Source organism: Janthinobacterium salmonicoloratum, assembly GCF_051380845.1.
GTDB lineage: Bacteria > Pseudomonadota > Gammaproteobacteria > Burkholderiales > Burkholderiaceae_D > Janthinobacterium > Janthinobacterium lividum_F.
This window is the reverse complement of record NZ_JBNYXV010000001.1, coordinates 2198212-2223180: the sequence shown is the minus strand read 5'-3', so window position 1 is coordinate 2223180 and position 24969 is coordinate 2198212. Positions and strand designations below refer to the sequence as shown.

At 64.4% G+C, this 24969-nt stretch carries 19 protein-coding genes; 9 read left to right on the top strand and 10 right to left on the bottom strand.

Annotated features, from left to right (window positions below):
- Nucleotides 1-2 precede the first annotated feature (2 nt).
- Nucleotides 3-830 (top strand): siderophore-interacting protein, encoded by an 828-nt coding sequence (locus ACQ4WY_RS10265; protein WP_436503895.1) that lies wholly within the window; start codon nucleotides 3-5, stop codon nucleotides 828-830.
- A 111-nt stretch (nucleotides 831-941) separates the two neighbouring features.
- Nucleotides 942-1448, top strand: coding sequence for a hypothetical protein (locus tag ACQ4WY_RS10260; protein WP_436503894.1), 507 nt, complete (start codon nucleotides 942-944; stop codon nucleotides 1446-1448).
- 16 nt (nucleotides 1449-1464) lie between these two features.
- Here the strand turns inward: ACQ4WY_RS10260 and ACQ4WY_RS10255 are convergent, their stop codons facing one another.
- Nucleotides 1465-2049 (bottom strand): response regulator transcription factor, encoded by a 585-nt coding sequence (locus ACQ4WY_RS10255; RefSeq protein WP_436503893.1) that lies wholly within the window; start codon nucleotides 2047-2049, stop codon nucleotides 1465-1467.
- Between the two features lie 32 nt (nucleotides 2050-2081).
- Nucleotides 2082-4100 carry a sensor histidine kinase gene (locus ACQ4WY_RS10250; protein ID WP_436503892.1) on the bottom strand — a complete coding sequence of 673 codons (2019 nt, stop codon included), beginning with the start codon at nucleotides 4098-4100 and terminating at the stop codon, nucleotides 2082-2084.
- A gap of 142 nt (nucleotides 4101-4242) precedes the next feature.
- On the opposite strand from ACQ4WY_RS10250, the gene ACQ4WY_RS10245 reads away from it, so the two are divergent.
- The 4 genes from ACQ4WY_RS10245 to ACQ4WY_RS10230 all read left to right on the top strand — a co-directional run bounded on the left by ACQ4WY_RS10245 (nucleotide 4243) and on the right by ACQ4WY_RS10230 (nucleotide 7435).
- The gene (locus ACQ4WY_RS10245) at nucleotides 4243-5226 is read left to right on the top strand and encodes a TRAP transporter substrate-binding protein (RefSeq protein ID WP_436504427.1); all 984 of its coding nucleotides are present in this window, start codon (nucleotides 4243-4245) and stop codon (nucleotides 5224-5226) included.
- Between the two features lie 495 nt (nucleotides 5227-5721).
- Nucleotides 5722-6234: a methylated-DNA--[protein]-cysteine S-methyltransferase gene (locus ACQ4WY_RS10240; protein ID WP_436503891.1), complete on the top strand. Its 513-nt coding sequence runs from the start codon at nucleotides 5722-5724 to the stop codon at nucleotides 6232-6234.
- Entirely contained in the window at nucleotides 6231-7148 is a 918-nt protein-coding gene (gene xerD / locus ACQ4WY_RS10235; RefSeq protein ID WP_436503890.1) for a site-specific tyrosine recombinase XerD, read from the top strand. The genes ACQ4WY_RS10240 and xerD overlap by 4 nt, the downstream gene beginning before the upstream one ends.
- 80 nt (nucleotides 7149-7228) lie before the next feature.
- Nucleotides 7229-7435, top strand: coding sequence for a hypothetical protein (locus ACQ4WY_RS10230; RefSeq protein WP_436503889.1), 207 nt, complete (start codon nucleotides 7229-7231; stop codon nucleotides 7433-7435).
- Nucleotides 7436-7500: 65 nt separating this feature from the next.
- On the opposite strand, the gene ACQ4WY_RS10225 is transcribed toward ACQ4WY_RS10230, so the two are convergent.
- From ACQ4WY_RS10225 to ACQ4WY_RS10215, 3 genes are read right to left on the bottom strand one after another with little or no spacing between them, the layout of a single operon-like run.
- Nucleotides 7501-8778 carry a TolC family protein gene (locus tag ACQ4WY_RS10225; RefSeq protein ID WP_436503888.1) on the bottom strand — a complete coding sequence of 426 codons (1278 nt, stop codon included), beginning with the start codon at nucleotides 8776-8778 and terminating at the stop codon, nucleotides 7501-7503.
- On the bottom strand, nucleotides 8765-11869 hold the full coding sequence (locus tag ACQ4WY_RS10220) for an efflux RND transporter permease subunit (RefSeq protein WP_436503887.1): 3105 nt from the start codon (nucleotides 11867-11869) through the stop codon (nucleotides 8765-8767). Before ACQ4WY_RS10220 ends, ACQ4WY_RS10225 begins: the two co-directional genes overlap by 14 nt.
- Complete coding sequence (locus tag ACQ4WY_RS10215; RefSeq protein ID WP_436503886.1) at nucleotides 11862-12995, bottom strand: efflux RND transporter periplasmic adaptor subunit; 1134 nt, start codon at nucleotides 12993-12995, stop codon at nucleotides 11862-11864. The genes ACQ4WY_RS10220 and ACQ4WY_RS10215 overlap by 8 nt, the downstream gene beginning before the upstream one ends.
- Before the next feature lie 227 nt (nucleotides 12996-13222).
- Here ACQ4WY_RS10215 and ACQ4WY_RS10210 point away from each other — a divergent pair, with 227 nt between their 5' ends.
- Entirely contained in the window at nucleotides 13223-13903 is a 681-nt protein-coding gene (locus tag ACQ4WY_RS10210; RefSeq protein WP_436503885.1) for a response regulator transcription factor, read from the top strand.
- Nucleotides 13896-15293 (top strand): sensor histidine kinase, encoded by a 1398-nt coding sequence (locus ACQ4WY_RS10205; RefSeq protein ID WP_436504426.1) that lies wholly within the window; start codon nucleotides 13896-13898, stop codon nucleotides 15291-15293. The genes ACQ4WY_RS10210 and ACQ4WY_RS10205 overlap by 8 nt, the downstream gene beginning before the upstream one ends.
- On the opposite strand, the gene ACQ4WY_RS10200 is transcribed toward ACQ4WY_RS10205, so the two are convergent.
- The 4 genes from ACQ4WY_RS10200 to ACQ4WY_RS10185 form a co-directional block, all read right to left on the bottom strand.
- A complete protein-coding gene (locus ACQ4WY_RS10200) occupies nucleotides 15285-15593 on the bottom strand; it encodes a hypothetical protein (protein ID WP_353660084.1) in 309 nt (102 codons plus the stop codon). The two genes, ACQ4WY_RS10205 and ACQ4WY_RS10200, sit on opposite strands and share 9 nt — an antisense overlap.
- A 2-nt stretch (nucleotides 15594-15595) precedes the next feature.
- Complete coding sequence (locus tag ACQ4WY_RS10195; RefSeq protein ID WP_436503884.1) at nucleotides 15596-16318, bottom strand: MgtC/SapB family protein; 723 nt, start codon at nucleotides 16316-16318, stop codon at nucleotides 15596-15598.
- A gap of 359 nt (nucleotides 16319-16677) precedes the next feature.
- The gene (locus ACQ4WY_RS10190) at nucleotides 16678-19806 is read right to left on the bottom strand and encodes an efflux RND transporter permease subunit (RefSeq protein ID WP_436503883.1); all 3129 of its coding nucleotides are present in this window, start codon (nucleotides 19804-19806) and stop codon (nucleotides 16678-16680) included.
- 3 nt (nucleotides 19807-19809) lie between these two features.
- Nucleotides 19810-21042: an efflux RND transporter periplasmic adaptor subunit gene (locus ACQ4WY_RS10185; protein ID WP_436503882.1), complete on the bottom strand. Its 1233-nt coding sequence runs from the start codon at nucleotides 21040-21042 to the stop codon at nucleotides 19810-19812.
- A gap of 394 nt (nucleotides 21043-21436) precedes the next feature.
- Here ACQ4WY_RS10185 and ACQ4WY_RS10180 point away from each other — a divergent pair, with 394 nt between their 5' ends.
- Nucleotides 21437-23962 carry a sensor domain-containing protein gene (locus tag ACQ4WY_RS10180; protein ID WP_436503881.1) on the top strand — a complete coding sequence of 842 codons (2526 nt, stop codon included), beginning with the start codon at nucleotides 21437-21439 and terminating at the stop codon, nucleotides 23960-23962.
- Nucleotides 23963-23970: 8 nt separating this feature from the next.
- Here the strand turns inward: ACQ4WY_RS10180 and ACQ4WY_RS10175 are convergent, their stop codons facing one another.
- On the bottom strand, nucleotides 23971-24933 hold the full coding sequence (locus ACQ4WY_RS10175) for an endonuclease/exonuclease/phosphatase family protein (protein ID WP_436503880.1): 963 nt from the start codon (nucleotides 24931-24933) through the stop codon (nucleotides 23971-23973).
- Between the last annotated feature and the right edge of the window lie 36 nt (nucleotides 24934-24969).

Genomic DNA, 24969 nt, shown 5'->3' with positions numbered 1-24969 from the left:
CAATGACTACTGCATCACCTACAGCGCCACGCCAGCACGCTATCGAGCGCGTGCGGCATGACTTGAAACTGCGAGTACTGACCGTCGTGCGCACCGAGCAGCTGACGCCGCACATGCGCCGCATCACCCTGTCGGGTGACGACCTGGAAGGCTTTGTCTCGCCCGCGCACGACGACCACGTGAAACTGTTCTTCCCCGCCCCGGGCGAGGCAACGCCCGTGTTCCCCGTGCTGGGCAATGGCCCGAATCCCATCCAGTACGCGCAAGGCGCGCGTCCCATCGCCCGCAACTACACGCCTCGCCGCTACGACGCCGCGCGGCGCGAGCTGGAAATCGACTTCGTGCTGCATGGCGACGGCCCCGCGGCCAGCTGGGCGGCGCAAGCTGCGCCCGGCCAGACCCTGGGCGTTGGCGGCCCGCGCGGCTCGATGCTGGTGCCGTTGGACTTCGACTGGTATGTGCTGGTGGGCGACCAGACGGCCTTGCCGGCGATTGCCCGCCGCCTGGAGCAACTGCCAGCCACGGCGCGAGCGATGGCCTTGATCGAGATCGTCGAAGACGGCGAACAGATCGCGCTCGATTGCGCGGCGCAGCTGGACGTGCGCTGGGTGGCGCGCAATGGCCGCAAGGGGCCGCTGCTACTGGAAGCGTTGGCGCAGGTCGCCTTGCCGCAGGATGGTGATGGCTACGTGTGGGTCGCGTGCGAGCATGCACAGGTGCAGGGTTTGCGCGGGCACTTTATCGACGCCGGGGTGCCGAAGCAGCATCTGCATGTGGCGAGCTATTGGAAGCATGGGGCGGCGGAGCATCACGAACACCATGATGAATAATTACTGAACAGCCCCACCAGCCGGCCCGTACTGCGCATGAAATGATTGTCTGGTTTTTAACTTTTCAATTGCATATAATTGTTTTTTTTGGGAAATAATATTCAGGAGGAAATGTTGAAATTACTATTTTTGAGTGTGCTGGCTGTTGTGCTGATGGGGTGTTCCACTCCGCGTCCGCCTGTTGTCATGCCAGAATTCCAGCAGGCGGAATATGATGCCTTGAGTAAAACCGGCAGTGGCGGCGTCAAGGGACAGGCCTTCATGAAGACCAAAGGCGGTGAATTCAAGAAGGCTGGTGGCGAGAAGGTCACCTTGCGTCCGAAGACGGAATATGCGCGCAAGCTGGCGATGTTGCCGGCGTCGCTGTATAAACGCCAGGTAGTCGGCACCGTCAGTCCGAAGATCCGTGACTATGACCGTACGACCATGGCCGACAGCGAAGGAAGGTTCGAATTCACGGATGTGCCCGATGGCACGTATTACGTCACCACCAACGTGAGCTGGTCTGTGTTCTATCCCGGCGCATTCACCCCCGTCGAAAGCAAGCAAGGCGGTACGATCACGACGGAAGTCACCGTGGCCGACAGCAAGGTCTCGACTGTCATGCTGACGCGTTAAGCGTACAGGACACTCCTTACTTCAACAACCCCGCCAGCTCCACCGCCGTCTTGACCTGCATCTTGTCGAAGATATGCGCGCGGTGGACTTCCACGGTGCGCATGCTGATACCCAGCTTGTCGGCCACCACCTTGTTCATCTTGCCCGCCAAAATCAGGTCCAGCACTTCGCGTTCGCGCGTCGACAGGGTGGCCAGGCGCGCGTGCACGGCGGCCAGCTCGCCCGCCTGGCGCGAGTTGGCCAGGCCCTGCTGCACGCGGTCCATCAGGTCGTTGTCGTTGAACGGCTTTTCAAAGAAATCGAAGGCGCCCCGTTTCAGGCTGTCGACGGCCATCGGAACGTCGCCGTGGCCGGTGAGGAAAATCACGGGCAGGCGCGCCGTCAGGTCGCGCTTGACCAGCTGGTCGAACAGGGCGATGCCGTTCATGTCGGGCATGCGCACGTCGAGCAGCACACAGTCGCCGGCGGCGTCGAAGCTGCCGTCGAGGCTATCGAGGAATTGCTGGGCGCTGGCGTAGTTGCGCGCCTCGATGCCGCGCGAGGCGGCCAGCCAGGACAGGGAATCGCGTACGACCTCTTCGTCGTCGATGATGTGTAGCATGGGGTCTCCGGCTCGTCGTTATTCGTTATTGGTTAGTGCGGCGCGCGCGGCGCGGCCGGCACACTGAATGTAAAGATAGTACCGCCAGCGGGGTTGGCGTTAAAGGTCAGCGCGCCGCCGTGAAATTCGATGGCGGTGCGGCAGATGTTCAGGCCCATGCCCATGCCTTCGGACTTGGTCGAGAAAAATGGCGAAAACAGCCGCTCGGCCACGTCCTGCGGGATGCCATGGCCATGATCGATCACGTCCACCGTCACCATGCCTTGCTGCGCGTCGTGACTGGCCCGCAGGCGCATGATACGCCGTCCCGGCGCCGCATCCTGCATCGCCTCGATGGCGTTGCGCGTCAGGTTCAGCAGCACCTGTTCGATCATCACGGGGTCGGCGCGCAGCAGCGGCAGGTCCGGCGGCAGCTCTTCCTGGATGGTGACATAGTATTTGCGCGCCTGCAGGTCGATCAGCGCGCGGATGCCGTCGATCAGGGTGCGGATGGCGATATCCTGGCGCTGCGGCTCGCTCTTGCGCACGAAATCGTGCACGCTGCGGATAATCTGGCCGGCCCGCTGGGCCTGCGCGCTGGCCTGTTCCAGCGCCGGTTTCAGGGTGCCCGGATCGACGGGGGCGTCATGCTCGATGGCGCGGCGGATCAGGTTCAGCGCCCCCGTGGTGTAGCTGGAAATGGCCGCCAGCGGCTGGTTCAGCTCATGTGCCAGCATCGACGCCAGCTCGCCCATGGTGGCCAGGCGCGAACTCGTTTGCAGTTTTTCCTGCTGCTGGCGATTCAGTTCCTCGACCCGCTTGCGGTCCGAGATATCGAGCACGGAACCCATCCAGCCTGTCTGCTGGCCGTTCTTGTCCACCAGCGGCGCTTCGAAGATCAGCACCGCCACGCGCGTGCCGTCGGGGCGCTGGAAATAGGTTTCGAACTGCGGCGTGGGATTGCCGGCCAGGGCCTTGACGAAGCGCTGCTGGTATTCCTCCAGCGCCTCGGGCACCCAGTAGGGCATGGGCGGCAAACGCCCCAGGATTTCCTCGGGCGGATAGCCGACGATCTGGCAAAACGCGGGATTGACATAGGTGACGCGCCCTTCCAGGTCGCGCGCGCGCATGCCCGTCACCAGCGAGTTTTCCATCGCCGTGCGAAACAGCATCTGCTGGCGCAGCGCGCCTTCGGCCACCAGGCGGCGCGAAATATGCCGCCACAGGGCCAGCAAGCTCCACAGCAAACCCAGCGACAGGGCGATGACGGAGCCGACCAGCAAATTGGGCAGCAGCTTGGGCTGGCTTTTCACGCTGTCGGTAAACAGGGTGATGTTCGCGCCTGGCACGTCGAGCGCGCGCTTGTGCGTGTACACGCCGTGGCCGGGACCGGCGGCGGCGCGCTGTACCAGTACCTTGTCGTCACGGTCGATCAGCGAAATCTGGTTATCCTGGGCGAACCACCACGGCACCATTTCATCGAGCAGGCTGCTGATCTGATAGGTGGCCACCAGACTGCCTACATAGCGCTGGCCATCGAACAGGGGCTGGTGGTAATCCATCAGCATGGCGCCCGGCGGCGCGTCGGGAAAGCCGCTGTGCCGCGCAGGCTGGGCATACTGGCCACGGTGCAGCCGGCGGGCATTGTCGCCCGTTGTCAGCGAAGCAGGCGAGAGTATCGTGCTGGCTTCTTGTGGCAAGGTGCTGTCGCTCGACGCCAGTACCTTGCCAGCGGCATTGAGCCAGACCACGCGCTGCAGCTCGCGGCCATTCCTGAGCATTTGCTGCAGCCGCTCGCGCACCCGCGCAGGCGGCACGACGCCGCTGGCGGTGTCTGCGCCCAGGTTGTACAGGCTTTCTTCATTGCGCGCCAGTTGGAAGCGGATCGTCTGCTCGACCCACAGCGTATCGGCGATCAGCTGCTCCTGGCGCTCATTGCTTTCCATCTGGCGTGCCTGCCATGGCAGCCAGAACAGGATGGCGAGGAACAGCAGCAGCAGGATCACCGGCAGCAGCCAACGCACGGGACTGGTAAACTGCAGGCGGCGCGCGAAGGTGGGTGGTATTTTCATGGCTCGCAGGGTAGCGCGTTCTTAGGCCGAAACTATTGTGGTTAACCACAATAGTTTCGTTGATTTCTTTCGCACATTATCGGCGCAGATCAATAATAAGGCATCTGATATCGCCACGGAGACCGCAATGCAAATGAAATCTATGCTGGCCATGCTCTGCGTGGCGATCGGCGCTGGCTTTGGCGTTCCCGTCCAGGCACAGGCGCCCATCGTCATCAAATTCAGCCACGTGGTCGCGCCCGAGACGCCGAAAGGCCAGGCGGCAGAGCGTTTCAAACTGCTGGCCGAGAAGGCCACGCACGGCAAGGTCCGGGTGGAACTTTACCCGAACAGCCAGTTGTACAAGGACAAGGAAGAACTTGAAGCCCTGCAACTGGGCGCCGTGCAAATGCTGGCGCCCTCGCTGGCTAAGTTCGGCCCGCTGGGCGTGAAAGAGTTCGAGGTTTTCGACCTGCCCTATATCTTCCCCACCAAGACGGCACTGTATAACGTCACCGAAGGCGAAGTCGGCAAGGGCTTGCTGAAAAAGCTTGAGCCGAAGGGCATCACGGGCCTGGCCTACTGGGATAACGGTTTCAAGGTGATGTCCGCCAACCGGCCGCTGCACCATCCAGCCGACTTCAAGGGCCTGAAGATGCGCATCCAGTCGTCGAACGTGCTTGATGCGCAGATGCGCGCACTGGGCGCCAACCCCCAGGCGCTGGCGTTTTCGGAAGCCTACCGCGCCTTGCAAACGGGCGTGGTCGACGGTACGGAAAACCCGCCGTCGAACATGTACACGCAAAAGATGCATGAAGTACAAAAGCACCTGACCGTTTCCAACCATGGCTACCTGGGTTACGCCGTCATCGTCAACAAGAAGTTCTGGGATGGCTTGCCATCCGATATACGCAGTCAGCTGGAAAAGGCCATGAAGGAAGCGACCACCTTTGAAAAGGCGATTGCGCAGAGCGACAACGACAAGGCCCTGGAGGCGATCCGCAAGAGCGGCAAGACGCAGATATACACCTTGACGTTGCAGGAGCAGGCGGAGTGGCGTCGCGCCCTGGCTCCGGTGCAGAAAACCATGGAAAGCCGCATTGGCCGAGAGTGGATTTCCGCCATCAACCGGGAAAGTGCAAAGTAGTTGCTGGCAGTTCCGCCGCAGATGGCATATCACAAGTGCTGGCGTGTCTGGGTATTTAATTTAAAGCTAAAGCATCTGTCCCCGTCATGGTGCAAAAAAAGTCGATCCGGCCGAATAAATGCGCTATGATGGGCAGCCTTAAGGGGAAACACGTATATGTTTATACGCCCAGGTAGCAAGGCTGAAATACAGAATTGGTAACACGGTTAGTGGGGGAGTGGTCTATAAAAACGGTATTGATACCGGGGATATATTGAGGAGACACACGTTTCACAGAAGTTGTTGAGTCATAGCTGTCTGCGGCCACAAGCCGGCACCGGCGGACCCAAACGACCGGGAACGTGAAGCAATATTTGAAGCGCACCGACTGGTGCGCTTTTTTTTCGTGCGGGGGAAACGTCCGCCGACACGCCCAAAGTCGGTGCATAATTCCCGTGGCGCTGTTTGCGGCGCCAGCAGGTTGCATATATGCCACACTTGAATAATGATCAGCAGATGAAAAAACAACAGGGCAGTGAACTGTTCAGCGCCATCGTGGCCGCGCCTTTCGGCGCCATGGGCGTGCGCGTGCAGGATGGCCAGTTATGCGAACTGGTCTACCTGCCGCCGCACTTCGACGAGAAGGCGCCGCAGGATGCCGTCTCCGAGCGGGCCTGCCAGCAACTGGCGCGCTATTTCCTCGATCCCGATTATGTCTTTGACCTGCCGCTGGCCGCCTCGGGCAGCGCCTACCAGCAAAGCGTATGGACAGCGATTGCCGGCATTCCGCGCGGCCAGGTGCGCACGTATGGTGACGTGGCGCGCCTGATCGGCTCGGCACCGCGTGCCGTGGGCCAGGCCTGCGGCGCCAACTGGTTTCCCGTGGTCATACCCTGCCACCGGGTCACGGCCGCTGGTGGCCTGGGTGGCTTTGCCCATCACGACGACGCCACGGGATTCCACTTGGGCGTGAAGCGCTGGCTGCTGGCGCATGAAGGCGTGGCGGGTATAGGGTGGTCAAAACGATGATGAACAGCCTGCTGGCGCCGGACAACGCCACCTTGATCGATGAATTCTGCGACAGCCTGTGGCTGGAAGACGGCCTGTCGAAAAACTCGCTGGACGCCTACCGGCGCGACATGCGCTTGTTTGCGCGCTGGCTGGAAGTGGCGCGGCCCGGACGCGAGGGCCTGTACGAGGTCTCCACGGCCGACATCGAAGCATATTTCGCCGCCCGTCACGACGAGAGCAAGGCCACGTCGTCGAACCGGCGCTTGTCCGTGCTCAAGCGTTTTTACCAGTTGGCCCTGCGGCAAAAACATATCGCAGCGGACCCGTGCCTGAAGATGGTCTCGGCCAAGCAGCCCGCGCGCTTCGTGCATACCCTGAGCGAAGCGCAGGTGGAAGCGCTGCTGGCGGCGCCCGACGTGAGCACGCCGCTGGGCCTGCGCGAGCGCACGATGCTGGAACTTATGTACGCGAGTGGCTTGCGCGTGTCGGAACTGGTGGACTTGAAATCCGTGGAACTTAGCCTGAACGATGGCGTGCTGCGCATCACGGGCAAGGGCAGCAAGACGCGGCTGGTGCCGTTCGGCGAACAGGCGCGGCTGTGGATCGAGCGCTACCTGAAGGAAGCGCGCGGCGTCATCCTCGATGGCCAGATGGACGATGCGCTGTTCGTCACGCGGCGCGGCGGCGCCATGACGCGGCAAATGTTCTGGGTCATCATCAAGAAACACGCGCTGAGTGCCGGCATCACGGCGCCGCTATCGCCACATACCCTGCGCCACGCGTTCGCCACCCATTTGCTGAACCATGGCGCGGACTTGCGTGTTGTGCAATTGTTACTGGGGCACTCCGATATTTCCACCACGCAGATTTACACGCATGTGGCCCGCGAACGGCTGAAACTGCTGCATGCGCAGCATCATCCGCGAGGCTAAACATTTGGTGTTTGGTTCAATTACGTCATAATGTGCCTTATGTGCTTATCTGTAACATCTAAAAACTAAAGAGGTAGTAAATGGCCAAGACAAATTTCCAATACGAAAAACGGCAAAAAGAGCTGGAAAAGAAGAAGAAAGCCGAGGAAAAAGCCAGGCGCAAGCTGGAAGCGAAGAACAATCCCAAGCTGGCCGATGGCAGCGAAGGCGATGAGCCGGAAGCGGACGACGCCGACGTCGATGCAGATCCGGCCGCCGAAGGCGACGCGCCCGCCCAGCCGCAGTAATTCCCCGTTCCTGACGCCCGGTGCGGCATCGCCGCGCCGGTCACTCCTCGTTCTACCTTCCCCCGCTACAAGCGCGGCCGCTGGCCGATCGCCAGTTGCAGCTGCGTGCTGGCGATGGCGGCATCGGCGCGCGCCTGCACATAGCCCTGGTAAGCATCATCGGCCGAACGCTGCGCCGCCAGCCATTCCAGCAGAGACGCATTGCCTTTGACGTAAGACAAACGCATGCCATCGACCACCTTTTGCGCATCGACCAGCACGCCGTCGCGGTAGCGCGCCAGCCTGTCCTGTGCCGCACGCAGCTGCCGCTGCGCCGTGCGCACTTGCGTTTCCGCTGTCAGTTCCGCCTGGCGCAGGGCCAGCATGGCCTGTGTCACGCCGGATTCCGCCTGCACGATGTCGCCCTTGTCGCGCCGCGACAGGGGAATGGGGATGGCCAGCGACAGGCTCAATGCGCGTGAGCGGGGCGACCCGTCGACGGGATTGCCGTTGCCATCAATGCCGTCATGGTAGCCGCGCGCGGCGGCCAGGCCCAGCGTGACGGTGGGATCGACGGCGCGGTTGGCGCGCACCAGGGCCGCGCCGTCGCGCAGATTGTCCAAGGTGGCGCGGGCGATGCGCACGTCGCTGCGCGCGTCGAGCGCCTGCGGTACCAGCACGCTGGCATCCTTGTTGTCGTACGCGGCGAAGTCGCACGCCAGCTGCGCGTCCGCAAACAAGATATCGAACTGGCGCCCCAGCGGCGGCGACAGGGCCAGCATGGCGCTGTCCGCCTCACTGCGCGCCTGCGCCAGTTCGGCCTGGAACTGGTCGCGTTCCACGCGCGACTGCAGCAGCTCGATGCCGCCCACGTCGCCCGCCTTGCGCCGCACGGCGTTCGCCTCGACCACCTTCGACAGGGCCGCCATGGTCTGCTGCTTGCGCGCGGCGACTTCGCGTGTGCGGCACGCTTCCGTGAACGCGGCTGCGGCCGTGCCATACAGTTCGCTCCTGAAGCCGGCCACCGTCTCTTCGGCCAGCGCGACATTGCTGTGCGCCGCCTTTAAGCGCGCGGCGCGCTTGCCGCCCGTCTCGATGGCCATGCTGATGGCCGGGTTCCACGTGACGGGACGGTGTCCTCCTGTGGCTACTGTTTCGCGTGTGGCGCCCAGGCTGAATTCGGGATCGGGACGCAGGCCGGCGATGCCGATGCCGGCCTTGGCCGACGTGATGCCTTCCTGCTGCGCCTGCAGTTCCAGGCTGTGGCTTTCCACGGCGGACAGGTAGGTCTCGAAGCTCAACGGGGCGGCGCTGACGCAGGGGGCGATCAGCCAAGCCGCCAGCAGCAGATTAAAACGTGTCATGGTTCACTCCTTCGGTATCGGTCTGGCGTTTGTGTACGTGCGCCTCGATCAGGTAATACAGGGCTGGCAACAGCAGCAGGGTCAGCGCCGTCGCCGTCACCAGGCCGCCCACCACGACGGTGGCCAGCGGGCGCTGCACGTCGCTGCCCAGGCCTGTCGCCAGCATGGCGGGTGTCAAACCCAGGGCCGCCACGGTGGCAGTCATCAGCACGGGGCGCATGCGGTCGCGCGCACCCTCCAGCACGGCGTCGCGCAAACTGCGGCCTTCGTCGGCGCGCAAGCGGTTGATCTGCGCCAGCATCAGCACGGCGTTCAAGACGGCCACGCCGAACAGGGCGATGAAGCCGACGGCGCTCGATACATTCAAGGTCATGCCGCGCAGGTGTAGCGCGGCCAAGCCGCCCAGCATGGCCAGCGGCACGGCCAGCAAGACCAGCGCGGGCTGGCGCAGATTGCGAAACTGGCCAAACAGCAGCAAGAACATGGCGCCCAGGGTCATCGGCAGGATCAGGGCCAAGCGGCTTTGCGCACGCTGCAGGTTTTCGAACTGGCCGCCCCATTCGACGCTGATGCGCTGGTGTTCGTTGGCCACGGCCTGCGCCACCAGGGGGCGCGCTTCGGCCAGGAAGCCGGCCAGGTCGCGCCCGCGGGCATTCAGGCGCACGATGATGTGGCGCCGTCCCATTTCGCGCACGATCACGCTTTCGCCCGAGGTGGTGCTGATGTTTGCTACCTGCGCCAGCGGAATCCTCGCGCCGTTGGCGGCGTTGAGCATCAGCTTGGCGATGGCGTCCGGGCTGGAACGCGTGGCGGGCGGGAATCGCACGGCGATGTCGTAGCTTTTCTCGCCCACGTAGACCTGGCCGATGGGCGCGCCGCCGATGCCGGTGGCAATCAGGTCGGCCACGTCGGCCGCGTTGATGCCGTAGCGGGCCGCTTTCGCGCGGTCCAGCTCCACCTTCAGGTTGGGCAGCGGCGGCTCCACGTCCACGGCCACGTCGGAGGCGCCATGAACAGTCTTCAGGGCATTTGCCACCTTGCCGGCGATGGCGCGCACTTCATCGAGGTCGTTGCCGAAGATTTTCACCGTCAGGTCGCTGTGCGCGCCCGACAATTTATCCTGCACGCCATCGATCATCGGTTGCATGAAGGCCACCGTGACGCCGGGCATGCGGGCGAAGCGCTCGTTCATTTTCGCGATCAGCTGCTGCTTGCTCATGCCTGACTTCCAGCTTTTGTACGGATGCAGTCCCACGCTGGCCTCGATGTGCGATGGTGTCCAGTAATCGGTGCCGTCGTCATTGCGCCCCGTCTGCGTGACGATGGTCGACACTTCCGGGAATTCCAGCGCGGCGCGGCGCAGCTCACTGGCCATCTCGGACGCCTTGTCCAGGGTGATGCCGGGCGGCATCTGCACCTGCAGCCACAACGAGCCTTCATCGAGATAGGGCAGGAAGTCGCGTCCGATGCTGCCGCCCAGCAGGGCCAGACCCGCCAGCGAGGCGGCGCATACGGTGGCCACCCAGCGCTTCTTGCCCACCATGCGCTCGAGGAAGCGCCCGTACGCGGCCGCCAGCTTTTCCAGCGCGCGGTTATGGAAGGCGCGACGCGGCTTGCGCAAGGCGAGCCAGGCCAGGCCCGGGATCAGCACCAGCGCCACCACCAGTGCACCCACCAGCGCCGCGCCCACCGCATACGCCATCGGCGAAAACAGCTTGTATTCGATGCGCTGGAAGGCGAACAGGGGCAGGTAGGCGGCGATGATGACGGCCATGCCGAACATGATGGGGCGCGTTACCTGCAGGGTCGCCTCGATGGCGTCCTGCAGTGTGAGGGGCCGCTCCTGCTCGCGCTCGCGGCGGCGCAGCATGTTTTCCAGCACCACCACGGAACCGTCGACGAGGATGCCGAAGTCGATCGCCCCCAGCGACAGCAGGTTGGCGGGAATTTTAAAGTGGTGCATGAAGATGAAGGCGATCAGCAGGGCCAGCGGAATCGTCAGCGCGACGATGGCGGCCGCGCGCGGGCTGCCCAGGAACAGCAGCAGCACGAGGGCGACCAGCAACATGCCTTCGCCCAAGGTATAACTGACCGTGTGCAGGGTGGCGTCGATCAGCGAGCTGCGGTCCAGGTAGGGCACCACTTTCACATCCTTTGGCAGCACATTGGCGTTCAAGTCATCGACGGCCGCATGGATGCCGGCCAGCGCCTCGGACGGATTGAAATCCTTCAGCAGCAGGGTGATGCCTTCGATGGTGTCGGGGTTGTCATCCTTGCCCAGGATGCCGCGCCGCTCCACATTGCCGTAGGCGAGCTTGCCCAGGTCCTTCACCAGCACGGGCACGCCGTCCTTGCTGCTGACGACGACATTGCCCATGTCGTCAAGCGAGTGCAGCAAGCCCACGCCGCGCACCACGTACGATTGCTGGCCGCGGTCGATGACGCTGCCGCCACCGCTGATGTTGTTGGCGTTGATGGCGTCCTTGACCTGTGCCAGCGAGAAACCGTAGCTGTCGAGTTTTGCGGGATCGAGTTCCAGCATGAACTGCGTCGTCAGGCCGCCGAAATTGCTGACGTCGGCTACGCCGCGCACTTGCTGCAGGCGCGGTATCACGGTCCAGAACTGCAGCTCGGACAGTTCGCGCAAGGAGCGCGTTTTCGATTCCAGCGTGTAGCGGTAGATTTCGCCCGTCGGCGAGGTATAGGGATCGAGCCCCGGCTTGGCGTCGTACGGCAAGTTCACGCTGGCCAGGCGCTCCTGCAAGCGCTCGCGCGTGAAGTAGCCGTCGCTGCCATCCTCGAACACGACCGTGATCAGCGACAGCGCGAACAGGCTGCGCGTGCGCAGCACATGCATGCCGGGCGTGCCGAGCAGGGCGCGTTCCAGCGGAATCGTGATCTGTTGCTCGATTTCCTCGGCGCCCAGGCCCGGCACCTGCGTGACGATTTGCGAGGTGACGTCGGCGATGTCGGGATAGGCTTCGATGGGCAGCTGCTTCCAGCAGTAGACGCCGTAGGCGGCGACGAACAGCAGTACCAGCCAGACGATGCCGCGCCGCTGGCAGCAGGTGGCGATGAAACGGTCAATCATTGAGCAGCACTCCTTCCTTGACGACGATGCGTTCGCCCACGCGCAAGCCCGAGACGATTTCCACTTGGTCGCCATGGCTGGCGCCCACTTCCACCGTGCGCGGCGTGAATACCAGCGGGCTGCGCTCCACCATCACGCGCGTCGAGGGTCCGCTTTGCAGCACGGCCGCCGCAGGCACGAGGAGGGCGCGGCGGCTGGCGCCGGCGAATCCCGCGTGGGCAAACATGCCGGGCTTGAAGGTGCCGGTGCGGTTGTCGATGGCCACGCGCACCTTCACCGTGCGCGTCTCGGGATCGAGCACGGCGCCCACATACGCGACCTTGCCCACGAAAGCCTTGCCGGGCCAGGCGTCGACCTTGATGCTGGCCTTTTGTCCCACGGCCACCTGCGCCAGGTCCCTCTCGGCCACGTTGGCCGACAGCCACACGGTGGACAGGTCGGCCACCGTCATGACGGGCGCGTTGATATCGTTCCAGTAGCCGCCCTGGGCACCTTCCATGGCGATCACGGTGCCGGCGATGGGCGAGCGCAGGACATAGTCGCGGCGGGTGCCGCGTGTGCCGCGCGCACCGGCGCCGTACTGGGCCAGCTTGTCGGCGCTGGCCTGGGCGTCGCTGCCGGCCTGCGCAAAAGCTGCCTGCGCCGATTCGTACTCTTTGCGCGCGGCGATCTCCGCCTCGAACAGGGTTTTCTGGCGCTCGAGTTCCTGGCGCGCCTGCAGCAGGGCGGACTTCGCCTTGCTGTCGTCCGCGTAGGCGGCGCTCAATTCCGCCGAGTCCAGGGTGAACAACGGATCGCCCGCTTTGACGCTGTCGCCCAAGGCGCGCTGCAAGCGCGTGATGCGCCCGGCCAGGGGCGGCGTGATTTTCACCAGTTTTTCCGGCATGGCGACGATGCTGCCCGGCGCCTCCGTTTGCGTGGCGATCTCCTGTTCCTGCACGGCGGCGATCTGCAGGCGCTGGCGCAGCGGCGACATCTTGTCGACGGCGATGCTGCCGTCGTCCAGGTGCATGGTTTGAGCGGCGGGCATGGCTGCCGCCGTCGGCTTGGCGCAGCCGGCCAGGGCCGAACAAGCGAGAGCGAGGGCGCAGCTGGCGCCCAGGGCGTTGCGGGTGGTCGTGTTCATCCCGGGTTTCCTTGTTATTGATGGTGAGGGGGCATGCGTGGATGCCGTGCCCAGGCGGGCGGTCAGAGGGGGCGCGGGCAGAGATATGACAGCGCCGGGAAAGCATAGCAATGTGGTCCTGAAGAAGCGCCCAAGAATGCCTGAATCATTCTTCAGGTTCGGTGCGCGCGCGGTGGAGCGCGGTAAAATGCCAGCATGGAAAACAGGGCGCGACGCGAAAGGCTGGCATGAGAATCCTCCTGGTGGAAGACGACCGCAAGGCGGCGCGCCTGCTGGCCCGTGGCTTGCAGGAAGAAGGCTTTGTCATTGACGTGGCGCACAGCGCGGAAGAGGGCGAGGATGAAAGCTACGCCGTCGACTACGACGTGATCGTGCTGGACTGGATGTTGCCGGGCAAGCAGGGCATCGATTTTTGCCGCGACTTGCGCGCGCGTGGCATCCAGACGCCCGTGCTGATGCTCACGGCGCGCGACGCCACGGCTGACAGGGTGGCCGGCCTGAACACGGGCGCCGACGATTACCTGACCAAACCGTTCGAATTCGAGGAGCTGCTGGCGCGCATCCGCGCCATGCTGCGCCGCTCCGACATCAGCCGTCCGCTGGTGCTGGCGCTGGCCGATTTGACGCTCGATCCCGTCAGCCACCAGGCGACGCGGGCCGGTACGCCGCTGGTGCTGACACCCAAGGAATATGCGATTTTATTGATCCTGCTGCGCCAGGCGGGCGAAGTGGTCAGCCGCGCGCGTCTGGCCGAGCAGATATGGCAGGCGGACCTGATCGGCATCGACAATCTGATCGATGTCCACGTGCGCAACCTGCGGGGAAAAGTGGATGCGCCGGGCCTGCCGCCATTGATCCATACGGTGCGCGGACGCGGTTTCCGCCTGGCGGAAAACAATGGTGGCTAGCTTTCGCAAGCGATTGCTGCTGGTGCACCTGGCCGTCATCCTCGCCATCGTCGCCTGCACGGCGCTGGCCGGCTACTGGGGCCTGTCGCGCGCCGTGCATGGCCAGCTCGATGCGGCCCTGCTGGCGCTGGCCGAGACGGAAATGGCCATGCTGCCGGCCGCGCCGCGCCATCCCGTGCAGGTGCACGAGGTGGCGCCGGGCCTGGCGCCGCCCTCATTGACGCGCCTCGACCGCCTGGTGCAGATCATCGACAGCGAAGGCCGCGTGCTGGCGCGCAGCCGCAACCTGGAGGCGGCGCAGCTGCCGGCGCCTCCCGCCCTGCTGGCGCGCCTGGCGGCCGGCGACACCGTCTTCGAAACCCTGCCCAAGTTTGGCGAAGAGCCGCTGCGCATGGTCTCGATTCCCGTGCCTTCATCCGGCGCAGGCCTGGCGGTGCAGGTGGCCGGTTCGCTCGACGACACCAATCACGTGCTGGCCGCGGCCACCGTGCTGTTTGGCGCCATGGCGCTGGCCTTGCTGGCGGCCGTGGGACTGGCCGGCGAAATGCTCACGCGCCGCGTGCTGGGCGCCATCGACGACGTGGTGCGCCAGGCGCATTCGATCGGCGAAGCCAGCCTGCACCAGCGCCTGCCGCATCCTGGCACGCAGGACGAAATCGGCCGCCTGGTCGATACCCTGAACGCCATGCTGGACCGCCTGGAGCACGGCTACGATGCGCAGCGCCGCTTCACGGCCGACGCCTCGCACGAATTGCGGTCGCCCCTGTCGCGCCTGCGCACGGAAATCGAAATCACCCTGCGCCGCCCGCGCGAGTCGCCCGAGTATGTCGACGCGCTGGCGTCCTGCCTCGATGAAGTGCAGCGCCTGACGACCCTGGTGGAAGAACTCTTGATGCTCACGCGCCTGGACGTGGGCCAGGAACGCAATGCCGTGGAAACCATCGCACTCAATCCGCTCGTGCAGGCGGCCGCGCAGCGCCTGGAAAAGGCGGCAGCGCAGCGCGGCATCCGCATCGTTTTCGATGCAGGCGCACCCGTGCAGGCGCGGGTGGCGGCCGGCCCGGTGGACCTGGTGCTGGCCAATCTGCTGGATAACGCCGTGAAGTTTTCACCGTCCGGCAGCAGCATCACCGTGCACGTGGCGCGCGAGGGCGAGCACGCGCTGGTGGGCGTTGCCGACGCGGGACCGGGCATCGGCGTGGAAGACTTGCCGCATCTGTTTGAACGTTTTTACCGGGGCGCCCAGGCGCGCGCGGGCGAGGCGCCCGGCTTCGGCCTGGGCCTGGCCCTGTCACAAGCCATCGTGCATGCGTACGGCGGCAGTATCGAGGCGCAGAATCGCCCGGAAGGCGGCGCACTGTTCCTCCTGCGCCTGCCCGCGTCAGATTGAGGGCGCCACGCCTTCCCAGCGCACTTGCCGCACTTGCGGCCAGGCGCCCGCACGGTTGACGAAGCGCACCAGCACGGCGCGCTGCACGGCCTGGCACAGCACCGTGGCGATCAGGCGCACCACTTGCCGGGCCTCGTCCCAGCTGCGCAGCATCTGCGACGGCGCCAGGCCGGCGCCCTTGAGTTCGGCCAGCAGCAGGCGCACCACGTGGTCCGCTTGCGCCGCAGGGCAGGTGACGGTCAGGCGGTAGGTGGCCACGACAGGACCGCGTCTGGCAAACCAATGGAAGAATTTTTTCATCATCACACTCCCCGCTCTGCGACAAATTCCGCGTTGTTGACCAGCGCCCAGCGCACGGCCGAGACGCTGCCATCCAGGCTGACCTGGCTGACGATCTGCTCCAGCAATCCCAGGCTGGACAAGGGCGTGAGCAGGTCGGCCCGCACTTCGATGCGCCCGGCGTGCGCGGCATCCTCGCTGTGCAGGGATTGCAGCATCAGGGCTGGCATGCCGCTGATCAAGTGCAGCATCAGCTTGCGCACCTGGATTTCCTGCTCCGCCTCGCAGACGGCCGTGACGCGGTAGATGCTTTCCGTCTCGATGCCTGCGTCGCTGCCGTGGGCGTTGATGCGCTGCGCCAGGTGGCGCAGCACCAGGTTGGCGACCAGCACGAACCCCGTGCCGATGGCCGCTTCCAGGGCAAACCCCAGGCCGCACAGGATACCGATGGCGGCCGAGCACCACAGGGTGGCGGCCGTGTTCAAGCCGCGCACCGTCATGCCTTCGCGCATGATGACGCCCGCGCCCAGAAAGCCGATGCCCGACACCACTTGCGCGGCGATACGCATATGGCCGGCGCTGTCGCCTTCGAGCACGGAAACCATCACGAACAGCGAGGCGCCGACGGACACCAGCGCGTTCGTGCGCAGGCCCGCCATGCGCTGGCGCAGCTGGCGTTCGGCGCCTATCATGGCGCCCAGGGTCAATGCCGCGGCAACGCGCAGCGCAAAGTCAAATACCACCATCAGTTTCTCCCGGCTGGGGAGGAACAGGCGAGTGCAAGGGCGAAGACAATTCGCCCCGAAAGGGGGCAGCAGACGATAACGGTGGAACGATGAGGAGGGAGTGGCGGCGAATGGACATCGCCGCTAGTAAAACCGCACCTTGCCATGGGCAGGGCGGGCGGAATGCGCGCGTCTTGCCTAAGGCCGATCGCCGATGGTCAATCGACTACTGTCACTGGAACAAGCACCCACGAGTCACTCCATATCATTGATAACGGGGACAGTCTAGCCAGTGGGGCTGCTTTGGTCAACTGAAGCTCTCTTCAGGAAGCCGCCGCGTCGTCCCCGCCAATGCGGGGACGGTGAAGGCGACCGGTAAATCAGTGGGCGTGCGCTTTGCCATCGTCGCCGGATTCGGCGTGGGCATGCTCGCCGCCGCCGCTGCCGCCGAAAAAGCGCGCGGCGCGCTTGCCCAGGCTGTCGAGGTAGGTGTAGGCGACGGGCACCACCACCAGAGTCAACAGGGTCGAGGTGATGACGCCGCCGATGACGGCGCGGCCCATCGGCGCCTGCGATTCACCGCCGTCGCCCATGCCGATGGCCATCGGCAGCATGCCGAACACCATCGCCAGGGTCGTCATCAGGATGGGGCGCAAACGTACTTGCCCCGCTTCCATCAGCGCCTCGAATTGCCCCAGTCCTTCGCGCTGGCGCTGGTTGGTGAAGTCGACCAGCAGAATCGCATTTTTGGTGACTAAGCCCATCAGCATGATGAAGCCGATCACGGAGAAGATGTTCAGGGTACTGCCCGTGATCAAGAGGGCCAGCAGCACGCCGATCAGCGACAGCGGCAAGGACACCATGATGGCGATTGGCTGCAAAAAGCTGCCGAACTGGGACGCCAGCACCAGGTAGATGAAGATCACGGCGATCCCCAGCGCCATCATCGCGCCGCCCATGGTTTCAGCCATCTGCTGCGCATTGCCGGCCACGTCGAAGCGCACGCCCGGCGGCAGGTCGATGGACTTGATGGCCTTCTGCACGTCGGCGTCGACGTCGCCGGCAGGACGGCCCTGCACGCCCGCATAGATGGCGACGCGGCGCTGCAAGGCCTGGCGTTTCAGCACCTGCGGGCTGGACGACGGCACGAATTCGACCACCTGGCGCAGCGGAATCATGATCGGCTTGCCATTCGCATCGAGCTTGCTGGACGCCAGCGACAGGTCGGCCAGGTCGGCCACTTTCTGACGGCCCGACTTCGGCAGTTGCACGTTGACGTCGTAGTTTTGCCCGTCGGACGCCAGCCAGTGACTGACCGTGTCGCCCGCGACAAACGGACGCAGGGCATTGCCGATCTGCTGCACCGACAAGCCCAGGTCGCTGGCCAGCTCGTTGTTGATCTTCACGGTGGTCGACGGATTGGCGCCTTCCTGGCTGTATTCCATGTCGGCCAGGCCCTTGATGGTGCGCATCTTGTCCATCAGGCGGTGCGCCACTTCATCGAGCTTGCCTTCATCCGTGCCCAGGATGGCGATGAAGATGGGGCGGTTGCCGACCGACAGGGTGATGCCGGCAATCGGCGCCAGGCGTTCGCGGATCAGCTTTTCCAGTTCCTGCTGCGAGCGGCGCTTGTGCGTCTTGAGGTCCGTCAGTTTCAGGTTCACCTCGGCCGCATTGCGTCCATCCGGCGTGCCGATATTGGCCACGAGACTGTCGATTTCGGGAAATTCCTTCAGGGCCGTTTCGATCTGGCGCACCTTGGAATCCGTGTAGGCGAGGCTGGAACCGACGGGCGTCTTGAAGCGCAGGTTGACCCAGCCCTGGTCCGTTTCCGGGAACATCTCGCCGCCTATCATGGGCACGAGCATCAGGCTGCCCGCGAACAGTGCGACGGCCGTGGCCAGCGTCGTCTTGCGCCAGCGCAGGGCCACTTCCAGTACCTTGCCGTACCAGACGTGCAGGCGGTCGATGCCTGTCTCGATCCAGGCCATGAAGCGGCCCAGCCACGGCGCGTACTTGAAGCGGCCCTTGACGGGGTCGCGCCAGACGGACGACAACATGGGGTCGAGCGTGAAGCTGACGAACAGGGAGACGAGAACGGCGACCGCCACGGTGATGCCGAACTGCAGGAAGAAGCGGCCGATGATGCCGTCCATGAAGGCCACCGGCACGAACACGGCGACGATGGCGAACGTGGTGGCCATCACGGCCAGGCCGATTTCATTGGTGCCGTCGTTGGCCGCCTTGTAGTGGTTCTTGCCCATGCCCAGGTGGCGCACGATGTTTTCGCGCACGACGATGGCGTCATCGATCAACAGGCCGATGCACAGGGACAGCGCCATCAGGGTCAGGAAGTTCAGGGTAAAGCCAAACGCCTTCATGGCGATGAAGCTGGCCAGCACGGAGATCGGCAGGGTCAAGCCCGTGATGATGGTCGAGCGCCACGAGTGCAGGAACAGGAAGACGATCACCATGGTCAGCACGGCGCCTTCGATGATGGTGCGCTTGACGTTATTGAGCTGGCTTTGCACGCGTTCCGATTCGTCGTCCAGCACGCGCAGCTTGATATCGGGCGGCAGGGTCTTTTGCAGGTCGGCCGCCACTTTCAGGATGCCGGTGCCCACTTCCACCACGTTGGCATCCTGTACCTTGGTGATTTCCATGGTCACGGCTTGCTGGCCGTTCATGCGCGAGATCGACAGTTCTTCCTGTTCGCCGTCGACGACGGTGGCTACCTGGTCCAGGTAGACGGGGCCGATGGCGCGGCGCGCGACGATGATCTTGCCGAATTCGCGCGCATCCTTGATCTTGCCTTCCACGCGCACCAATTGTTCGGCAGCGCCATGGCTGATGGAGCCGGCCGGCAAATTGGTGTTCGTGGCCTGGATGGCGCGGATGACTTCATCGACGCCGATGCCCTGGGCATTGAGTTCGATCGGCTTCATGCTGATGAGGATCTGGCGCGCGCGCAGGCCGCGCAGCTTGACTTGCCCCACGCCGGCCACGCCCTGAAAGCGCTTGCTGATGATTTGCTCTGTCATGGTCGACAGCGAACGTAGGTCATGCCCGGTCGACGTCAGTACGATGGTGGCGATGGGGCGTTCGTTGTCGCCTTCGGCGCGGGCGATGAACGGGTCCTTGGCTTCTTTCGGGAAGCGCGGGCGCACCAGGGCCACCTTGTCGCGCAAGTCCTGCATGGCTTTGTCCATGTTGGTCGACAGCTCGAATTCCAGGTAGACGCCGGCGCGTCCTTCCCACGAGTTGGCGCGGATGGTCTTGATGCCGCTGACGGTGTTGACGGCGTCCTCGATAGGGCGCGTGATGTCGTTTTCCACGGCTTCGGGCGAGGCACCCGGGTAGTTCACTTCAATGGCGGCGAACGGAAACTGCACGCTGGGCATGCTTTCCACGCCTAGGCCACGATAGGAGAAGATGCCCAGCACCACCAGCGCCACCATGACCATGGTGGCGAAGACGGGGTTTTGAATACTGACTTTGGTCATCCACATGATTTAATCCTTCCGTGCCAGCACGGCTGCCGGCGCGGCGGGCGCACTGGCTGGCGCGGCGAAGGTCACGCTGTGGCCCGGTTTGACGCCATCGAGTCTGGCGATGATGACTTTCGTGCCCGGCACCAGGCCGGACTTGACCTCGGCGTAACCTTCATCCTCGTTGCGCAGTCCCAGCGTGACGGGTTGCGCGACCACCTTGTTGTTGACCAGCGCATACACGACGGGACCCTGCTTTTCATTGCGCACGGCCGTCAACGGCACCAGCGGCGCCACGATTGATCGCTCGGTAACGATGCTGCCCTTGGCGAACATGCCGCCGCGCAGCGCGCCATCGCCATTGTCGACGGCGATGTAGACCAGCATGGCGCGCGAGCCGCTCTCGGTGGTGGGGTTGATGCGCGCGACCTTGCCGGCGAAGTCGCGCGCGCCGAAGCCGTCGACCTTGAAGTGCACGTCCTGGCCCAGCTTGATGCGTGGGATGTCCGCGCTGGGCACGGGCGCTTCCAGGGTCAGCTGCGCCAGGTTGACGATGGTGTAGACGGGCATGTCGGGCGAGACTTTTTCGCCGGCCTGCAGGTGGCGCTTGCTGACGATGCCGGCCATCGGTGCGCGGATCACCGTGTCGGCCAGCGCGATGCGGGCGATGTCGAGCATGGCGGCGGCGGACTTGACGTTGGCGCGCGCCAGGTCGACCGAGTTTTGCGTCGTGTCGTAAGCCGTCTGCGAAATGTATTTTTGCTTGAGCAGTGCCTGGCTGTTCGCTTCATTCTTGCTGGCCATCGACAGGCGCGCCTGCGCTTCGTCGAGCATGGCTTGCTGCTGCGTCAGGCGGGCGCGCTGGTCGGCTGCGTCCAGGCGCACGAGAACTTGCCCATTGACCACTGGCTGGCCTTCCTGCAAGGTCGTTTCCTGGATCACGCCGGAGACCTTGGCCTTGATGGTGGCCTGGGTCAAGGGCGCCAGCGAGCCGGACAGGGGCAGGCTGATGCTGAGCGCGCGCGCATCGATGGCGGCCACGTCGCCCTGCGCCAGCTCATGCACGGGCGTCTTTGCCTGCTCCTTCTTCTTATTCGCTTGCAGTTCGGCAGCCTTGGCGGCTTGCTGCTTCGATTGCATCACCGTCCAGCCGCCGCCCGCCAGGCCCAGCACGACCAGGATCAGGACGGGGGTGCGCCAGCGCCGGCGGCGCGTGGCGGCAAGGGGAGAAGCGGGGGGCAGGGTCTCGTTTTTCATAGGTTTTTTAGTCAGGAGCGGCGCAGGGGCTCGGCGCCAGGTCTCGGTGCGGACCCGGCCTGTCGCTGGCCGGGGGGAATTCGGGTAGCGCATCACCGTGGCGGCCGCAGACAACACGCCTGCCGCTGCGGCCGTTCACGGCGATGCGCATGTTGCCACTTTAGGAAGATTCAAGTCCGGCCGCCATCGCCGTGCGACAGATTGCACAAAATCGGGGCTGGAATGCAAAAAACGGCGACCAAAGACAACTGCCAGCATGGACGCCGCGCACGTCACGATGCTTGCGCATCCTCAAGAAGCCGATTCGCCGGCGCGCAAGAATGGTCGGGATGGTTGCGCCACCGGACAGGCCATTCGCCTGCCGGTTGCCGTGCGGCCGCGTCACGGGGGGCTGATGTCTGATCGGATTACCGGAGCCGCGCCGTCGCCGGGCCGTTTGCTGGCCGCTGCTGAACCGCCGGCCGGGCCGGCCGGCAAGGCGCTGGACTTGCTGACCATCATTGTTGCCGCCGTCGAACAGGCACCGGGCCTGGCCGTGCGCGGCATCGACCGCGATGGCATCGTGCGCTATTGGAGCTTTGGTGCGGCGCGCCTGTATGGCGTGACGGCCGAGCTGGCGCTGGGCCAGCCATGGGCCAGGGTAGCCGCCGCGCTGCCAGGCGCCGCCAACGTGGCCGAGCAGCTTGCTGGCGAACTGGCGGCCGTGTGGGCGAGCGGCAAGGCGTGCAGCGCACGGTTGTGGAAGCTGGACGCCGATGGCGCCGCGCCGCGCTGCATCTGTTCCACCGTGTTCCCTGTTATGCAGTCCGGGCGCGTGCGGCAAGTGGTGTGCATCGATGTCGACATCACGGCCAGCGGTCAGGATGGCGCAGCGCACGGCGCCTTGTTGCGGATGGGCGACAATTTTCGTCAGTTGTACGAAAAGTCTGCCGACGCCATCGTGCTGCTGCGCGACGAATACATCGCCGAGGCCAACCCGGCCGCCATTGCCCTGTTTCAATGCGAAGACCGGCCACAGCTGCTGGGGCGCCGCCTCAGCGACTTTTCGCCCTTACGCCAGCACGATGGCGAATTGTCATCGTTGCGCGGCACGCAGTTTGCGGCGCAGGCCCACGCCGACGGTAATTGCCGCTACGACTGGCGCTATCAGACGTGTGCGGGGCGGCTGTTCTGGGGCGAAGTGCTGCTCACCTCCGTCACGCTCGACCATACCTGTCTGTGTTACGCCGTGATACGCGATATTTCCTCGCGTAAACTGGCCGAGCGAGCCTTGTACCTGTCGGTACAGGTCATCGAGCATGCAAGTGTCGCCATCGTGGTGATGGACCCCCAGCAGCGCGTCGTCAGCGTGAATCCCGCGTACAGCGAGATCAGCGGCTATAGCCCGGACGACATGCTGGGCAAACCCTTCGTCCCGCACGGCATGGAGCCGGACGCGCCGGCGTTTTTCGAGCAGGTGTGGAACGAGGTCGATGCCAACGGCTATTGGCAAGGCGATATCGTGGGCCAGCGCAAAGGGGGCGGGCGCTACCCGGCCTGGCTGTCGCTGACGGCCATCCGCGACAGCCAGGGACAATTGAGCAATTACCTGGCCATCCTCAGCGATATCAGCGAGCGCAAGAAGAACGAGGAGCACACGCGCCACCTGGCAGAGCACGATTTTCTTACCGACTTGCCGAACCGGGTGCTGCTGCTGGACCGGCTTTCGCTGGCCCTGGCGGCCGCGCGGCGAAAGTTGAGCATGCTGGCTATTTTGTACCTGGACCTCGACGATTTCAAGTATATCAATGACAGCATGGGCCACCACGTGGGCGACTTGCTGCTCAAGGAGGTGGCGCGGCGCCTGGCGCGCTGCGTGCGCGGCGTCGACACGGTGAGCCGCCATGGCGGCGACGAGTTCATCATCATCCTGGCCGAGGTGGGCGGCATCGACCAGGTGGCCCATGTGGCGTCCAGCCTGCTGCATGCCGTCACGCAGGTGTACCAGTTGGGCGAATACGAATTGCACGTGTCGACCTCGATCGGCGTGGCCATCTTTCCCAGCGATGGCGACAGCGTCGACACCCTCGTGCACAACGCCGACATCGCCATGTACCACGCCAAGGAAAGCGGGCGCAACAATTTCCAGTTTTTCAATGCCGAGATGAATGCGCAAATCGTCGAGCGGGCCAGCCTGGAGCAAGGCTTGCGCGCCGCGCTGGGCCGCGATGAATTCGTGCTGGAATTCCAGCCCGCGCTCGATGTTGCTAGCGGGCAAATTCTCGGTGCCGAAGCCCTGCTGCGCTGGCACCACCCGCAACTGGGCCTGCTGTCGCCCGAGCGCTTCATCGCCGTGGCCGAGGAATGCGGCTTGATGGTGTCGATTGGCAACTGGGTGCTGCGCCACGCCTGCCTGCGCGCGCGCGCCTGGCATGATGCGGGCCATGCCTGGCGCGTGTCCGTGAATCTGTCGCCGGCGCAATGCCTGCACAACAATTTATTGCATAGTGTGCAAGAAGCCTTGAGCGTATCGGGTTTGCCTGCCGCGTGCCTGGAACTGGAAGTGACGGAGTCCTTGCTGATGAAGGGCGGCGCGCGCCTGGCGGGCGCGCTGGCGCAGCTGCGGGCGCTGGGCGCCAGGCTGGCCATCGACGACTTCGGCACCGGCTATTCGCGGCTGGCCAATCTGCGCCATTATCCGGTAGACAAGTTGAAAATCGATCCCTCGTTCCTGCCCGCTGCGGCGGAAGGCGAGTCCGACACGGCTGTGGCCGCCGCCATCATCGCCATGGCGCGTGAGCTGCAACTGGGAGTGATTGCCGAAGGGGTGGAAACGGCGCAGCAACTGGCGTATCTGCGGGCGCAGGGCTGCCAGCAATATCAGGGGCGCTATGCCAGCGCGCAAGTCGAAGGCAGTGCGCTGGCGACCTTGTTACATTAGTTGTTGCATTAATCAATATTTCCCAGCAGCTTGATGCGTGCCAGCACCTGGCCATGGTCGGAAGAGTGCGGTAGACCCAGCAGCAAATGGTCGTTGAGATAAGTTACTTCCTGCATCACGCCGATGGCGTGCGGGGAGGCGGCGTGGAAATGCTCGGACACGAGAATGTGGTCGATCGTCATGTAGGCGCTGTCATGGATATTCGTGTAGCCCACGTGGCGCATGGCGTCCTGGCGCAGTTGGATGGCGTTGGCGTCGTACAGGCGCGCGCGCATTTCCATGCCTGGTTCGCACGGCGCGCCCGCCCCCATGACGATGGACGTGGTGACGGCATTGGCGATATCGTTGAAGTCGCCCAGCACGATGCGGGGACGGCCGCTGTGGCCCAGTTCGCTTGCCAGCATGCGCAGGGCCACGGCCTCCGCGCCGCGCCGCTGCAGCGAGCGCAGGTTGGCTAGCGCATAGGCAGCGGCATCGTTGCCGTCGCCGTGGCGGTAGTCGGGCCGGCGCGATTTCAAATGCACGACGACGACGTCGGTGAGTTGTCCGCCAGGCAAGATGACCTGCACATGCAGGGGCGCGCGGGCGAAGCGGCAGGCATTGTCATCGGCGGATACGGTCACGCCGGCCGGGAAATTTGCCCAGGTGGCACCAGCGCCGGCCAGCGGCAGGCGCGACACGAGCGCCACCGTGGGCAGCATGCGTCCGCCAGTATCCGTCGCATCGTAGCCGGCCAGGGTGGCTTCGCGGTAATGGCGCGTGCGCGACAGCACGTCGCGCAAGGCCGCTTGCGAGAAAATTTCCTGGAAACCTATCACGTCGGCGTCGAGCAGGTCGATTTGCCGCGCCGTCCACTCGGCCTTGGCTTCGTATTGCGCCAGGCTCAACGGTTCCAGGTTGTCATACAATTTCGCTCCGGCGGGAGCCAGGTTGCAGACATTGAATGTGGCAAAGCGAATTTCTTCCTGCATAATTAGCACTCCTCACTGAACGATCAGCGTATCACG

Bases quoted from the DNA above. Each gene is read 5' to 3' on its own strand.
- ACQ4WY_RS10220 (WP_436503887.1), bottom strand. From the start codon at position 11,869: ATGATTGACCGTTTCATCGCCACCTGCTGCCAGCGGCGCGGCATCGTC.
- ACQ4WY_RS10230 (WP_436503889.1), top strand. From the start codon at position 7,229: ATGGCCAAGACAAATTTCCAATACGAAAAACGGCAAAAAGAGCTGGAA.
- ACQ4WY_RS10200 (WP_353660084.1), bottom strand. From the start codon at position 15,593: ATGAAAAAATTCTTCCATTGGTTTGCCAGACGCGGTCCTGTCGTGGCC.
- ACQ4WY_RS10260 (WP_436503894.1), top strand. From the start codon at position 942: ATGTTGAAATTACTATTTTTGAGTGTGCTGGCTGTTGTGCTGATGGGG.
- ACQ4WY_RS10185 (WP_436503882.1), bottom strand. From the start codon at position 21,042: ATGAAAAACGAGACCCTGCCCCCCGCTTCTCCCCTTGCCGCCACGCGC.
- ACQ4WY_RS10225 (WP_436503888.1), bottom strand. From the start codon at position 8,778: ATGACACGTTTTAATCTGCTGCTGGCGGCTTGGCTGATCGCCCCCTGC.
- ACQ4WY_RS10180 (WP_436503881.1), top strand. From the start codon at position 21,437: ATGTCTGATCGGATTACCGGAGCCGCGCCGTCGCCGGGCCGTTTGCTG.
- ACQ4WY_RS10265 (WP_436503895.1), top strand. From the start codon at position 3: ATGACTACTGCATCACCTACAGCGCCACGCCAGCACGCTATCGAGCGC.
- ACQ4WY_RS10210 (WP_436503885.1), top strand. From the start codon at position 13,223: ATGAGAATCCTCCTGGTGGAAGACGACCGCAAGGCGGCGCGCCTGCTG.
- ACQ4WY_RS10190 (WP_436503883.1), bottom strand. From the start codon at position 19,806: ATGTGGATGACCAAAGTCAGTATTCAAAACCCCGTCTTCGCCACCATG.
- xerD (WP_436503890.1), top strand. From the start codon at position 6,231: ATGATGAACAGCCTGCTGGCGCCGGACAACGCCACCTTGATCGATGAA.
- ACQ4WY_RS10195 (WP_436503884.1), bottom strand. From the start codon at position 16,318: ATGGTGGTATTTGACTTTGCGCTGCGCGTTGCCGCGGCATTGACCCTG.
- ACQ4WY_RS10215 (WP_436503886.1), bottom strand. From the start codon at position 12,995: ATGAACACGACCACCCGCAACGCCCTGGGCGCCAGCTGCGCCCTCGCT.
- ACQ4WY_RS10245 (WP_436504427.1), top strand. From the start codon at position 4,243: ATGCTGGCCATGCTCTGCGTGGCGATCGGCGCTGGCTTTGGCGTTCCC.
- ACQ4WY_RS10255 (WP_436503893.1), bottom strand. From the start codon at position 2,049: ATGCTACACATCATCGACGACGAAGAGGTCGTACGCGATTCCCTGTCC.
- ACQ4WY_RS10240 (WP_436503891.1), top strand. From the start codon at position 5,722: ATGAAAAAACAACAGGGCAGTGAACTGTTCAGCGCCATCGTGGCCGCG.
- ACQ4WY_RS10250 (WP_436503892.1), bottom strand. From the start codon at position 4,100: ATGAAAATACCACCCACCTTCGCGCGCCGCCTGCAGTTTACCAGTCCC.
- ACQ4WY_RS10175 (WP_436503880.1), bottom strand. From the start codon at position 24,933: ATGCAGGAAGAAATTCGCTTTGCCACATTCAATGTCTGCAACCTGGCT.